This is a genomic window from Flavobacteriales bacterium, from assembly GCA_025210805.1.
Taxonomy (GTDB): domain Bacteria; phylum Bacteroidota; class Bacteroidia; order Flavobacteriales; family CAJXXR01; genus JAOAQX01.
In genome coordinates this window covers 127,205-140,261 of the sequence record JAOAQX010000001.1, presented here as the reverse complement: position 1 = coordinate 140,261, position 13,057 = coordinate 127,205, and the positions used below count along the sequence as shown (strand labels likewise).

Below are 13,057 nucleotides of genomic sequence, written 5' to 3'. Positions count from 1 at the left end.
ATTCTCCCCCTTTGAAGGGGAAGGAGGATGTTACACAAAGAGCTCACATCCTACTAGTAAACAATCACTTAATACTAAATGAATAAAATGTATTTCGATACTCAAACTGGGAGAAACATCCCCCTTCCCCCCTTCTAAGGGGGCTTTTATGTGTGTTTTCTAGCTTCATAACTCTGATCTTCTATATTCAAGTCTCCCCCTTTGAAGGGGGGAAGGGGGATGTTACACAAAGAGCTCGCATCCTACTAATAAACAATCACTTAATACTACCTGAGTAAAAATGTAATTCGATACTCAAACTGGGAGAAACATCCCCCTTCCCCCCTTCTAAGGGGGCTTTTATGTGTACTTTTAGCTTCATAATTTATTATCGACCTTACTGCTCATTCAAAAAATCAAGAATTCGCCGCTCGCAAGCATTTTTAAACATTTTTCTTATTTGTTTGTTTTCATCGGCGATAATCAAGACATTTTTCATTTTAGCTTGGCTAATTCCATATATTTCCAAGAGCTTACCTTCGTTTAGCACAAGTAAAGTCCCTTGTTTATCAATCGTTTTCTTTCCTAAATCATGATTTACAACTTCCTCATTAATTAGAATATTAAGTTCCTTAGTGGGGGTTTCATTCTTAAAAAAAAGAATAAAAAACTTAGCCTCCAGTTCAGATAATTGAAAATCTCTATTATGATTGCTTACTGCTCCAAAATCAATGAGCTGATCTCCTATTTTAAGATTGGATATTTGTTCAATTTCCTCAAAATTTGAACAATTTTCTTCTGGTGGTTTGGCTTGCTTACAGCTCCATGTGCCTATAAAAGAAAACATAAAAATGATTATCAGTGTTCTCATTGCTCAATCACTTCTATAGTTCCCACACTTCTAGTTCCTTTTCTCGATAAAATCAGATATTGATATATTCTATCCCAAGAATCTATATCTTTAACAGTTACACAGCCAGCAGATATATTTCCACAATGAAGGAATCGTTCTCCAGAATGCCCTAATCTAAACCATGTTTTGGCATATTTTGCTCTATTGGTATAATATTCACCTTTAGGGTGTGGTTCGTATGGAATTTCTATATCATGTTTCCCAAGTGCAGGAGGATTGGATATTTGGGTTGTTGCATTAAAATATCCTAATCCTTCTATACAAAGTTTTTGAGCTTTAATATTAAAGATTAGCTCAGCAGATCTTTTATACGGATAACCACTTTTAAGGTAGTCCTCAAAGAATGATCCATCGAAATCTTGTAGGGTGATTCCTTTCCGTAGTACCGAAGCTTTTTTCCCTTTAAACCGTCCTTCTAAAATTTCAAATTCTTCTCTATTCGATGACTTTGTTACACGAATTTTTAAGAATTCTGGAAGCGGCCAGATAAATCCATCATTCATTCTTACTCTTAGCCAGCCATTTCCTCCAAGTTTTTCAATATATCCGAAATATGCTCGAAAATTCATTTTTATTAAGCTGTTTAAATTCCTATTATACCTTTTTTGGTGTAAAATCTCTGTTAAATTATACGTTTCAAAAAGAGAATCCAAATAATTGATTATAAATCATTTAACTTTTGTTACGGATTTAATTGTTATTTTTTCAACAAATTACTCTAATCGCTTTAGCTTCCTGATTTCCAAGAAAAAGTAAAGAGAAATAAAAAACATAAGTAGGAATCCAATAAAAAACAAAACTGTAATATCCTTGAAGTATTTTTGGGTAAATTGGTGCTTTTCTTGAGTTTGTTTTTTTTGACTTTTTAATAAATTTTCGAAGGCTTCTTCTTGCTTTTCTATACTCTTTTGTAATTGTTGAAATGTCTTTTTTATTTGTTGATTATTTTTATTCTGTCTATAAAATCCATTTTCTATAGACTTGCGTAAATCTTCCAATTCTTCTCCCTTGCTTAAATACAAACTTTTGGGTTCAAAATGTTCCCAGAGCACTTGTTCGGGTCTTTGATTTTCTGCTTGTATCACAGAGGTATCTTCCAAAAAATATTGGAAAAAAAACGCAATAAATCCCACAAACAAAAGGACAGAAAACACCAATGCAAATGGAAACTTCCGTTTTTGTATAGTATGAATTGGTGTCGTTTCTATTGGTTCTCTTTTTTGGCTAGGCACAGACTCCTGCTGTTTTTCTTGAAAAAATGTTTTGGCTGTTTCTTTTGGTTTTGGTGGTGCTTTTTGCACTACTTTTTTAAGTTTTTCGGTTTTCTCAACAGTTTTTTGAGCTTTTGGCTTGTTTTTAATGTGTTTTTTATCAACCTTTTGATGCTGTTGTTTGAGTTCTAAAAATGCCGCTCTATTCAATGAATATTTCCCCGCATAAACTTCTACATCCCTTTGCCTTACTAACCAATCTAGCACTTCACGAATTTGCCTTTCAGAAATTTCTGGATTATCAATTTTCCATAATACATCTATGGGTTTCATTTCGGTAGCTCGTTCAGTGTTTTGAAAATACAAAATATCTAAAACGATTTCATGTAAAGGTTTTTCGGTTTTTTCTTGCATTACAAAAAGTAGTTGATGGGCACATAATAAAAAGTATTTCCTCCTCCGTCCATAAAAATGGGAAAGCGGTTTCTTTGCCAAGCAAATTCAAAATCGTCAATACGTTGTCGGGCATTTTTCATGGCTTTGGTAAACTCTTGATGATTGAGAATCCGCTTCTTTCTCACATCTTTTATTCTCAAATAATTGAGCTCTTCATCTTGTACACAGAACCCTGTTTTATAAAATATCATATCACTGATATAGTTGCGGTTATTTAAGATTTTTTCGCCAAACTTATCATTCAAATTCTTCACATTTCTTTTATAAACCTTTTTCAATCTTCGTCGGTCTTTTTTGGTAAGTGGCTTATCCACAATGGGAATCACAGAGCGACTCAGTTCTAGATAAGTAACTATTTCTTCTTTTTTCATCAAAAATCCTTTTTGTAAAGAGTCTATATTAAAAATGTTGGTGCTTTGATACAAGGTTTCCTTTTTGTTCCTTTTGGCAATTCTGTGAACCTTGTTTTTACCATATTCAGACTCCTCCAATAACTGATAAACCACGGGACGTGGATGACTCCTTAGAAAACCAAATTTATCGGCGGTATTTTCTAGGCTGGCTATAAATTTTTGGTTAAAACCAAAACTCTTATTAAAAATTGAATCCAGAGCTTGCTCAAAAGAAGGTGCTTGTAAACGCTTACCTATTTTAGGAAAAATCAATCCTCCATCATACAAACTTTGGTTAGGCGAATCATAGAGATAAATATTATCATTATCATTACTCAAGTCTGTAAAATTATTATCCTGAATAAGCATATCATGATCTACTAAATAATCGCTCAAAAAATCTTTATAATAATTTGCCGAAAGATCCAAGATTTCTTTTGCTTGCAGTATAAAATCTTGATGCCCCATGCTGGGTGAAGATTCTACTTGATAAAAAAGCATTCGGGCAGATTTCTTTGCCATTTTCTTTAGAACACTCTTACAGGCTGGCGGAACTCCTCCGTTAGACTCTTCTGTTGTTTTAAAAAGAGATTTTCTCCCAGCAACTAGTACAATATTTGTTTCAAACTGATTACTCATATTCTTTTCGGAAAAGCGTAAGGCAGGGGTAATTTCGTCACTTGCCAGCTGTGCATTGGGAAGTATATCTCCTGAGAAAATTTCTTGTAAATAATCAATCCATTCCGAAAAAGATTGCGTTCTTTTTAGTTGATACGCTTTGGTACACCCAAATGAGCTGCTACTGAAAGAAAAATGATAATTTCTATAGGTTGATTTAGAAAGCTCTACCCATATTTTTTGGATAGAAGCCACCAATCTATTTAGTTCTTTTTTTGTTACTTGGGAGCAATCAAAAAGTAAATGAAAATTGATATTTTTTTGCTCTTTTTCTATCTGATCTATAAAAGCGATAGGAAAACTTTCTCCTCGAATATTGATCAACTTATTTTTGGAATGATCCCAAACTTTATACCTCGCAAGTATTTCTTCATGATGCAAATTATACCCAGAAGAATCGATAATTTCATAATCATAATGATCATTATCGGTCACTTCTTTCAGCTTCTTTCTAAAAATAAAATCGTTTTTCAATAGCGCATTCTGAATCCAGACCATACTGTCTTCATGATGATGATATTTCTGCATCAAGGAATCCACCTGAATATCCGCAACTTCTCTTTGCCCTATTTCTCTTAATAATTCCGTGGGAATCCAGCCAAAAACGGCTTTTTCTTTTTCCTCTTCTTTGGTAGGTATTTCGGCTCTTGTCCCTATCAGTAATGCTTTTTCACCTCTACTCACTTTAAAAAGGTGTACAAATTGATGTAGAGGAAGCTTTTTGAAGGGATTGTTTAACTGAGGATCGGCATATAGCTGAATAGAATCTTTTTTTGTCCAATACCTCAAATCAAGTAGTGTATGCACATCATGCACACCCGTAATGTACTCAATGGGTTGATAATTGTGTGGACTAATTTTAGCGGCTTGATAATGCAATAAATTGTCCTTGTGCATCCACCCAACATATTCTGTTTTTTTAAAATCTTTTAAATGGTTTCTTTCTTTATAAAAGAAAGAGAAAAGTCCTTTTGGTTTTCCAATATTTTCGGGATCTACTTTAATAAGTTCATAAAAATCATCTTCTTGCCCTACGATATAAAAAGCGGTTAAAAACTCTTGTTTTTCAGAAAGTTCTAGACCTAAAGGATCAGCATAGGTAATATTATTTTTTCTGTCGGAAAAAACGATTTTTAAATCATTACTGGGAAAACGCCCTTGAATTCCTGGATGCTCGACACTAAAATTAAATCGATCTAAATCTTCTGACCAAACTTTTTGGTATCTCGATACTTGCCCCAAAGCAAACTGACCGATTAAAAAACTGATATATATAATTAAATTTCTCATTTTAAACGGCTTTGAGTTACCTCGATTCTTTTTACACAAACATTGGTATCTATATTCACTTTACTAATTTCAATTCCCCTACCAGATTTCTTTGCTAAATGATGAAGCCCTTGACAATAGCTATATAAATCATTGTATTTTTCATCATTAATTACAATGATCATTTCGTCTTCCACATTGCATTTATAGGTTCTTTCAATATGTCGTACATTTTTATAAAAAACTCTACGATTACTCGCTTTAGCATTAGCTATAGCTTGTAGCCTCGATCGGATATCTTCTTCTGCTATTCCTATAGAATCAGGTGGTGGCAAAATCTCTAATCGTTGAAACATGGGCAAAATCTCTATCCGATGCATCACTGGGAATCGGGTGGTATTTGTTTGAAGTTTTACGGTATAAATTCCTGGTTTTTTGTATTTATAAATTACTTGTTTTTCATAAGCATCTACAGCTCCTGTTTCACCAAATTCCCAATACCAAGTATGAACTCCAGGTGAATTTGAATAAAAAACCAATTCTTCATTTACATATCCTTTATCTACTCCATATATAACAGGAATAGAATCTCTTAATGTGTTGATATTTTTTTCAATAATATCCACAAATTTTGGAACACTAAACTGATTATCAACCGTAAGGGTAATTAAGTATTTCCCTGGTTTTTGATAGATATAATGTGGATTAAACTGATTAATAATTGAATCCCCATTTCCAAATTCCCAACGGATTTTTCTATTTTTAATATTAGTAGAATCACTAATCTCAAAATTTAATTGTTCATTAATTTCAAATTGGAAATTACCATTGGTATCATGTATGCTAAAATCTAAATCTTTTATTTGATTATTAAACGGCATCCAAAAAGCTACTACTAAAGCTATTAGGACCAACAATGCCAAAAAGGCGGTTAAAAATATGCTACTCGTTCTCATATTATACTAATTTTCTCATCTGTATAATACCGATACATTGCTAAAACTCAGTTATGAATACAGTGATATAAGTGAGTAATTTTAGTAAGCAATCGGTATTAATCAATATTTGCCTGACAATCTTTTAAATTACTCTCAATCAATTCTTTATTCTTCAATACTGCACTGTGTTCCCTTCTGGTTTCGTAGAACACTCTAAGCAATGTAGCTCCTTGTTTGGCAAAAACATATTTTGAATTCAAATTATTCTCTTTATACACAGATTCTATATTAAGCATTCCTCGCTTTAATTCATCTTGTGTTTGTACTTGATGAATATCATACTCAAATGCCGAAATCTTTTGTCGCATTTCTTCTACACTGAGCATAAGGTTTTCTTGGGTTTTTCTCACTTTTTCAAATTCTTCAATAGATTTTAAGATTTCGGTATTGTTGCTTACAGGTATTTTGAGAATAAATTTGGTAAGCAAAATATAGATGCCCAAAACACTTAATACAAACAGAAGAAAAAACTTTATTTTCTTCCAAAATTTTTCATTTGCTGATTGAATAATATCCATAACTCATTATTTATTCAAGATTCTCTCTATACAATTGGATGCATTTATCCAATAATTCCTGCTGATATTCATATTCGTCCTTATTTTGCTGATATTTATCTAAAACGGATTGAATTTCTTTTACAGTTAGCATCATTTCATTATAAATATTTTTTTCTTGCTCATTGATCATCGTTTCTGTTGATTTTTTATCAATCTTGGCTCTCAACTCCGAAATAATTCCTTGAAATGTCTTATGCTGATGCAAGCTTCTCTCTTTATTTTTGAGTTGATAAAGCTGTTTGGTAAGCTTATCAATCTCGAAAGAAAGAGCCGCTTCTATTCGAAATTTTTCTTTATAGTTTTGATGCCTTTCTTCCAAAACGGCAATCCCCTTTTTACCTGTGATAATGCTTAAATATCCTACACCAAAAAAGAAAATAATCAAAATTATAAACCTAAAAGCAAAGCCTTTCATCGCTTTGATTCTAGTGTCATTATTCATTGGTTTCATACAATCTGTTTTTCAATAAGTCTATTCTTAATCTAAAATAGAATAAGTTTTCTTTTGTTCTTTACTAAATGAACTGTGTTTCTCTTCTCCAATAACGATATTCTCACGCCTTTGACCGATATACTCTAACTCACTGAGTTTTTTCCATAGCTTGTGCATGATTGCCAAAAAGAAATCTAATTTTTCTACAGAAGATTTAATGTCTTTATGGTTATATTCTAGATGAATAATATCATTCAATGCGCCTTCTAAAACAGAAGGTGAAACATTAATCCATTCATAAAAATACTGGAGTAGTTCTTCTTTATTTTTCTTATTAAATAAAGCCAATTCTGTTGCCATATAATGTGCTAAAACAGATAAACTATTAACTAAAAATATGGGAGCTTGCTCTTTTCCCATTTGTTGATAAGCAAAGAGATTTTGCCCTACAAAGTCCAATACTTTTCTACAAAGCATAAAAGTGTTCTTTGCCAATCTGTTTTTATCGTATTTCCCTTCGTTTTTAGTATTAATGATTAGGGAGTAACTTTTTAGATCAACCAAAATCTTAGAAACCGAATCATAAAAAGCTAATAAGGTTTTGTTATACAAAATTTTTGAAGTTGGAGGAATATACTGATCATCGACTACAAAAGAATTATTTTGCCAAAACACCCTACCTACCGTGAGGTAATTGTTAACCAAAAAATCTTTATCAATTTCTTGGCTTGACAAAATATGTATATTCACTTTAGAAACAGTGTAAGGGTGGTGCAAAGGGATACAATCTGGATCAGGTTCTCCTGATGGGATTCTTTGGAAGGGATCTACCGCAAGTACTAAATAAAGCTCTACAGATTGAGTAATATCTATTCCATCTGTATCCAAAGAAGCTACGGCCTTATTAGAACCATAGAGTTTTTTATCATAATACACGGGAATTCCCCCTTGGGTAATAGCATGGCAATAATCTAATTGTACTTGCACTTTTTGATCATTAGTAGCATCTATTTGTAAAACACAAGAATCTGACTCCGTTCTATTCGATTCCAGCAATCCATAATTATAGGCGGTCAATTGTGTTTTTGCAAAATCCGTTTGACTTTGATCAATCTGTGCCTGTTGGTGAATGAAGTGGTCTTTGCTTAGTTTTACACCATCTGTCCAATTAATTGGTAATATTTTTTCACTTTTCTTGATTTTGTTCATTTTCATTCTCTTTTATTTCTACAACTCTACGGATATAAATAGTGGTTTTGTTTTTAATTTTATTTTCTGGTGCCGATTGATCATAATTTAGAAAACGGGTAAATAGCGGAAAAGGAAGCCATTTACTGGTATAAAATATCCAACTATAATCTCCATCAGCATATTTGGTCTCAAGAGGCTTATCTGGGAATTTTATATTTTGATCTTTTACAAATTTGTCGAACCATAAACCTATAGAAATATCGGGAGGGAGTTTTGCATTTATGGAAGCAAATCTATTGTCTCCTGCTTCTCGTTTTATCTTAATATTGACTTGCATTGTGTTTGTAGTGTCCACATTTTGCCAATATTGTTCGTTTTTATCCTCTTCAGATACAGCCCATAAATTGTAGAACTTAGCAGGGATTTCTAAATATTTAAACCTAGAAATACGATAAAGTACAGGAATAAAAAACCAGATTGTTGTGGTAGCTGCCAATAAACCAAATTCCATTTTACTCAACCAAGTAAAAACAAGATAATAGATCCATCCTGAAAAGATTACTACAACCAGGGTTAAGAAAAAAACAAACCAGTCATCTTTACGAAATCCAATTTTTTCATAGGATGTTGAAACCACAAATTGGTTAAACAAAAACCCTAAGAATAAATACAGAAGGATACAAAGTAATAGACCGCCCCAAATAAACTCGTACTTTAAGACTCCTAATAAGGAAGGTAGTGCCAAGATAAGGGAAGAAAGTATAACAAAAACAATTGCTTTTTTCATTTTGAAAGCATTGTTCCCTTTTGCAATTGCTTTCATAACAAATAGCATAACAACGACCAATACTGGGACTAATACAAACTTGAGTATTATTGTAATTAAATTATCCATATTAAACTTTATTCATTGATTTTCAATACATAAAAATTCTTAAAAATAACAAATGGCAATATTCTTGATTCTAGAAAACACTAAAATACTTTTAGTATTCTGCCAATACTAAACTGTTTTTTCAAAAACTAACAACTACATGTGGTTGCTATTTTTATAAGAATGGATAATCTTAAAAAATAGCAATTTCAAGATTAGACTTGGAAAAGAAAGAGTAATAAATATCTAATTATAGGTAAAGTAACAACTTAGTTGATGAATACAGTAATTATTTCGATAAAAACCACTTACAACTAGATGAATAGCGAAATCTAAAATTACGAAGCTTTTACCTCCAAAAAACATTCAAGACTTTATCTTTTTCCCAAATATTCCGTTATTTTTACTTGAAAAATAATTCTAAAATGAAACAAATTTTTGCCTGTATATTATTCACGCTCTTTTTAATCCAGCCTATTTTTTCTCAAAAAAGCGACAAAAGAGGGTATGTTATTCTCAATGATGGAACCAAAATTTCGGGGGTGATTGAAAACAGTAGTAAAAAGTACAAAACCAACCCGTTGAATAGAAGTTTACATAAAAAGGTAAAAATAACATCTGACAAAGGAAATAGACTCAAGTTCAAACCTAATGATGTAAAGTTCTTTGTATGTGAGAAAGAAAATCAAAAATGGGTCTCTCTAAGCATTGCGAAATCTCAAAACCCTAAAGATTCAAAAAAAAGAAGGTTTTTGTTTGAAGAAATATCAGGCGAGGCTTCCTTGTACATTCTCAATATCCCTTATAGTAATGGTGCTTCGATGCAAACTCCTTCTGTTGGGTTTTCACCATCTGGATTTATGATATCCCCTACAACGGCGTATTCCTCAGCGTTGATAGGAAAGAGACTCGAAAAATATATCGTATTCGAAGAAAAAATCTATCGAGTTTTTAGAAAAAAACATTTCAGAGAACTTCTGGAAATTTTATTTAAAAAAAGACCCGAAGATTTGAAATCAATAAAAAAAAACTATTTCAGAATGTCTGATCTTAATTTAATTATCAAATTCTTCAATCATCAAATATCTTTAGAGCAAGCCGTCTCTGAACTAAAAAAGAAAAATAGTCGTGCTCATAATAATTATATACCTGCTACTGAAAAAGATAATGGTGACAGAAAGAAGGCACAAACTGAATATATCCCATACACCCAAAGAAACAAGAATAAATCTAAATAAAACGTGAATTGACTTCCCAAAATCCTTCTTTTTTAACAATATCAAAGAGGAGAATTTTCGGCTTATTTTCCCATTTTTTTATTTGTTTATAAAGATATGAAGAAAGCGCTTCTTCGGTCTTGAAATTCTTCTGCTTAATTTCAGTTTCTTGAGTTATTTTCTCTATTGGAAGTATTTCTATATGCGTTGTATTATATTCTGCATCAAACTCTAACCGTAAAAAACTAATATCTTGTATAAGTAACGAAGAAGGTATCGAAACTGTGTTTGAAAAAACAGACTTATCTTTTAGTATTGCAGCACACATATTGAACTTAAAAGGAGTTATTTCACCTGTTTTACTATACAAATTCTCCATGCTTTCTTGCATTTCTCTGTCTGCAAAAACTTGATTCAATTCCTTCAAGGTGACCGTTTCTTCATTTCCTCTTAAAGAACATGAAAATATCAGTCCACTAAAAATAATACCTAAAATGATCTTTTGCATTGTTCCATTTTTTTAATTTAGCTCAAGATACTAAAAATCAATGCAGAAGAAAAAGTAATTTCTTTGGAAAGGTTATTTATTAAAAATCGTCTTCCTCTACTTGGGTCGCTTTTCCACTTCCCATAAGGTAGGCTTTGATAAAATCATCTATTTCTCCATTCATTACAGCATCTACATTGGTAGATTCAAAACTGGTTCTTACATCTTTAACCAGTTTGTAAGGATGCATGACATAATTTCTTATTTGAGATCCCCACTCTATTTTCTTTTTTCCAGCTTCTATCTCGGTTTGTTTTTCTCTACGAGCTTCCATTTCTAACTCATAAAGTTGAGATTTTAATAACTGTAATGCCTTTTCTTTATTTCCAAGCTGAGATCTGGTTTCGGTATTTTCTATAATAATCCCCGAAGGTTTATGCCTCAATCGCACTCCCGTTTCTACTTTGTTTACATTCTGTCCTCCAGCTCCACCAGATCGGAATGTATCCCACTCTATATCAGAGTTGTTTATTTCTATATTGATACTATCGTCCACTAGCGGATAGACATATACTGATGCAAAAGAAGTGTGTCTTTTTGCATTAGAATCAAAAGGTGAAATACGCACCAAACGATGCACTCCATTTTCCCCTTTGAGGTATCCAAAAGCATAATCACCATCAAACTCTAAAGTAACCGTTTTTATTCCAGCTACGTCTCCATCTTGCAGGTTGAGTTCTTTAATTTTAAATCCGTTTTTTTCTCCCCACATCAAATACATTCTCATGAGCATAAAAGCCCAATCGCAAGACTCTGTACCTCCTGCACCAGCGGTAATTTGCAATACGGCACTTAATGCATCTTCTTCTGCCGAAAGCATGTTTTTGAATTCCAAATCATCTATTTGTGTAATGATTTGATCTCTTAATTCTATGAGTTCAGATTCGTCTACGTCTCCTTCCTTAAAAAAATCATAGAGCACCGATAATTCTTCAATTTCGGTTTCTATTTTCTTAGTGGAGTTTACCCAATTTTTAAGATTTTTTATTTTTTTAAGCAATGCTTGTGCTTTCGCTTGATCATTCCAAAAATTAGGATCTTGAGTTTTTTCTTCCTCTTGCTCTATTTGAGCGATTTTTTTATTGATTCGGAGATACTGAAAAAGATCTTGATACTTTTTCTGAAGTTTCTTTATCGTGTCTGAAGTAATCATTCTTTTTATTATACTTTTAGCTTGGTAATACTCAGAGAGCTTGTAAGCAAACTGATTCCTGTAACTACCAATATGATGAGCAAATAGCTCCACAAACGTAAATCTATTGGGTAAGCAGATGATAAAATAGAGCTTCCCATTCTTACGAGTTCAAAATTTTGCTGAATTAGGCAAATAATCGTTCCTAAAATAAGACCAAATATTAATCCTATGGAACTCAAAAGAGCACTTAGATACCAAAATATTTTCCGAATATCGGATAAACGAGCACCTAAAACGGCAAGTGTGTTTAAGTTGCTTTTCTTTTCAATCATCAAGATCGTTATTGATCCTAAAAAACTAAAACTGGCAATCAAAATAATTAAACCGAAAATGAGAATGATAAAATTTTTCTCTAGTTCAATAAACCCAAACATTTCGGCGTGCTGATCTCTTTGATTTAATACTTGAAAATCCTTTCCTAGGCTCGTCTGAAGCTTATTTTTCACCTCTTCAATATCTGCTCTTGGGTCAACAGAAAGTTCAATTGCAGAGAAAGAAGTTGAATTCCCTGTTAACTTTTGTGCTTCTTTTAGGCTTACAAATGCGTATTTTCCATCGTATTCATTACCTATATAAAAAGCTCCATTTACATAAAATGAATGATTCCTAAAAGCTTTTGTTGGATCTAAATATTGTTGATTACTTGCTTTTGGCACCCAAATTTCGGCAATGGAATAAATATTTTGCACAGAGAGACCGAGCTTTGCTTGTAAATTTACACCCATAAACACATTGGAAAGGCTGTCTTTAAAATTCACAAAGCTTCCGTCAAAAGGTTTTTCATCTATTTTGGAAATCAAAGGGTAATTTGCTTCAACTCCTTTAATAAATCCAAACTCATCTTTTCCTTTTTTGGTTCTAAAAATACTTCGAGCTTCCAAAACTCGGCTATAAGCCAAAATTTCGGGCTGTTTTAAGACGGCTTCCATTTCTGGATGGATTTCAAATAAGCTACTTTTTTGGTGTTTTATAACCAAAGGTGGATCAAAAGAAGAGAACATTTTATTGATCTGTTTTTCAAAGCCAAAAAAACCAGACATTATTACAAGCATAGACGCCGTAGCAGCCGTAATGGCTATTACAGATATCCAAGAAATAATATTGACCACATTTCTATTACTGGGAGAAAAAAGGTATCTCCTTG

13 protein-coding genes are annotated in these 13,057 nt (G+C 32.4%); 1 reads left to right on the top strand and 12 read right to left on the bottom strand.

Going from position 1 to position 13,057, the window contains the following annotated elements; all coding sequences use genetic code 11:
• Nucleotides 1-376 precede the first annotated feature (376 nt).
• From N4A45_00590 to N4A45_00550, 9 genes are all read right to left on the bottom strand, one after another.
• Nucleotides 377-850 carry a peroxiredoxin family protein gene (locus tag N4A45_00590; protein MCT4663711.1) on the bottom strand — a complete coding sequence of 158 codons (474 nt, stop codon included), beginning with the start codon at nt 848-850 and terminating at the stop codon, nt 377-379.
• Nucleotides 847-1,461, bottom strand: coding sequence for a hypothetical protein (locus N4A45_00585; GenBank protein ID MCT4663710.1), 615 nt, complete (start codon nt 1,459-1,461; stop codon nt 847-849). The genes N4A45_00590 and N4A45_00585 overlap by 4 nt, the downstream gene beginning before the upstream one ends.
• Nucleotides 1,462-1,605: 144 nt before the next feature.
• Complete coding sequence (locus tag N4A45_00580) at nt 1,606-2,517, bottom strand: DUF5457 domain-containing protein (protein MCT4663709.1); 912 nt, start codon at nt 2,515-2,517, stop codon at nt 1,606-1,608.
• Entirely contained in the window at nt 2,517-4,919 is a 2,403-nt protein-coding gene (locus N4A45_00575; GenBank protein ID MCT4663708.1) for a hypothetical protein, read from the bottom strand. Before N4A45_00575 ends, N4A45_00580 begins: the two co-directional genes overlap by 1 nt.
• Nucleotides 4,916-5,854 carry a PKD domain-containing protein gene (locus N4A45_00570; protein MCT4663707.1) on the bottom strand — a complete coding sequence of 313 codons (939 nt, stop codon included), beginning with the start codon at nt 5,852-5,854 and terminating at the stop codon, nt 4,916-4,918. The genes N4A45_00575 and N4A45_00570 overlap by 4 nt, the downstream gene beginning before the upstream one ends.
• Nucleotides 5,855-5,952: 98 nt before the next feature.
• Nucleotides 5,953-6,414 (bottom strand): type VI secretion system transmembrane protein TssO, encoded by a 462-nt coding sequence (locus N4A45_00565; protein MCT4663706.1) that lies wholly within the window; start codon nt 6,412-6,414, stop codon nt 5,953-5,955.
• Nucleotides 6,415-6,424: 10 nt separating this feature from the next.
• Entirely contained in the window at nt 6,425-6,907 is a 483-nt protein-coding gene (locus N4A45_00560; protein MCT4663705.1) for a hypothetical protein, read from the bottom strand.
• Nucleotides 6,908-6,934: 27 nt separating this feature from the next.
• Complete coding sequence (locus N4A45_00555) at nt 6,935-8,098, bottom strand: hypothetical protein (GenBank protein ID MCT4663704.1); 1,164 nt, start codon at nt 8,096-8,098, stop codon at nt 6,935-6,937.
• Nucleotides 8,076-8,975, bottom strand: coding sequence for a TssN family type VI secretion system protein (locus N4A45_00550; GenBank protein MCT4663703.1), 900 nt, complete (start codon nt 8,973-8,975; stop codon nt 8,076-8,078). The genes N4A45_00555 and N4A45_00550 overlap by 23 nt, the downstream gene beginning before the upstream one ends.
• 404 nt (nt 8,976-9,379) lie before the next feature.
• On the opposite strand from N4A45_00550, the gene N4A45_00545 reads away from it, so the two are divergent.
• Nucleotides 9,380-10,192: a hypothetical protein gene (locus N4A45_00545; protein MCT4663702.1), complete on the top strand. Its 813-nt coding sequence runs from the start codon at nt 9,380-9,382 to the stop codon at nt 10,190-10,192.
• Here the strand turns inward: N4A45_00545 and N4A45_00540 are convergent.
• From N4A45_00540 to N4A45_00530, 3 genes are all read right to left on the bottom strand, one after another.
• Nucleotides 10,185-10,679 (bottom strand): hypothetical protein, encoded by a 495-nt coding sequence (locus N4A45_00540; GenBank protein MCT4663701.1) that lies wholly within the window; start codon nt 10,677-10,679, stop codon nt 10,185-10,187. The two genes, N4A45_00545 and N4A45_00540, sit on opposite strands and share 8 nt — an antisense overlap.
• A 79-nt stretch (nt 10,680-10,758) precedes the next feature.
• Nucleotides 10,759-11,871: a peptide chain release factor 2 gene (prfB, locus tag N4A45_00535; protein MCT4663700.1), complete on the bottom strand. Its 1,113-nt coding sequence runs from the start codon at nt 11,869-11,871 to the stop codon at nt 10,759-10,761.
• Nucleotides 11,872-11,879: 8 nt separating this feature from the next.
• Nucleotides 11,880-13,022: a hypothetical protein gene (locus tag N4A45_00530; GenBank protein ID MCT4663699.1), complete on the bottom strand. Its 1,143-nt coding sequence runs from the start codon at nt 13,020-13,022 to the stop codon at nt 11,880-11,882.
• Nucleotides 13,023-13,057 lie beyond the last annotated feature (35 nt).

What these genes read in the sequence shown, in the direction of transcription:
- N4A45_00590 (MCT4663711.1), bottom strand. Translation starts at nt 850, where the DNA reads ATGAGAACACTGATAATCATTTTTATGTTTTCTTTTATAGGCACATGG.
- N4A45_00585 (MCT4663710.1), bottom strand. Translation starts at nt 1,461, where the DNA reads ATGAATTTTCGAGCATATTTCGGATATATTGAAAAACTTGGAGGAAAT.
- N4A45_00580 (MCT4663709.1), bottom strand. Translation starts at nt 2,517, where the DNA reads ATGCAAGAAAAAACCGAAAAACCTTTACATGAAATCGTTTTAGATATT.
- N4A45_00575 (MCT4663708.1), bottom strand. Translation starts at nt 4,919, where the DNA reads ATGAGAAATTTAATTATATATATCAGTTTTTTAATCGGTCAGTTTGCT.
- N4A45_00570 (MCT4663707.1), bottom strand. Translation starts at nt 5,854, where the DNA reads ATGAGAACGAGTAGCATATTTTTAACCGCCTTTTTGGCATTGTTGGTC.
- N4A45_00565 (MCT4663706.1), bottom strand. Translation starts at nt 6,414, where the DNA reads ATGGATATTATTCAATCAGCAAATGAAAAATTTTGGAAGAAAATAAAG.
- N4A45_00560 (MCT4663705.1), bottom strand. Translation starts at nt 6,907, where the DNA reads ATGAAACCAATGAATAATGACACTAGAATCAAAGCGATGAAAGGCTTT.
- N4A45_00555 (MCT4663704.1), bottom strand. Translation starts at nt 8,098, where the DNA reads ATGAACAAAATCAAGAAAAGTGAAAAAATATTACCAATTAATTGGACA.
- N4A45_00550 (MCT4663703.1), bottom strand. Translation starts at nt 8,975, where the DNA reads ATGGATAATTTAATTACAATAATACTCAAGTTTGTATTAGTCCCAGTA.
- N4A45_00545 (MCT4663702.1), top strand. Translation starts at nt 9,380, where the DNA reads ATGAAACAAATTTTTGCCTGTATATTATTCACGCTCTTTTTAATCCAG.
- N4A45_00540 (MCT4663701.1), bottom strand. Translation starts at nt 10,679, where the DNA reads ATGCAAAAGATCATTTTAGGTATTATTTTTAGTGGACTGATATTTTCA.
- prfB (MCT4663700.1), bottom strand. Translation starts at nt 11,871, where the DNA reads ATGATTACTTCAGACACGATAAAGAAACTTCAGAAAAAGTATCAAGAT.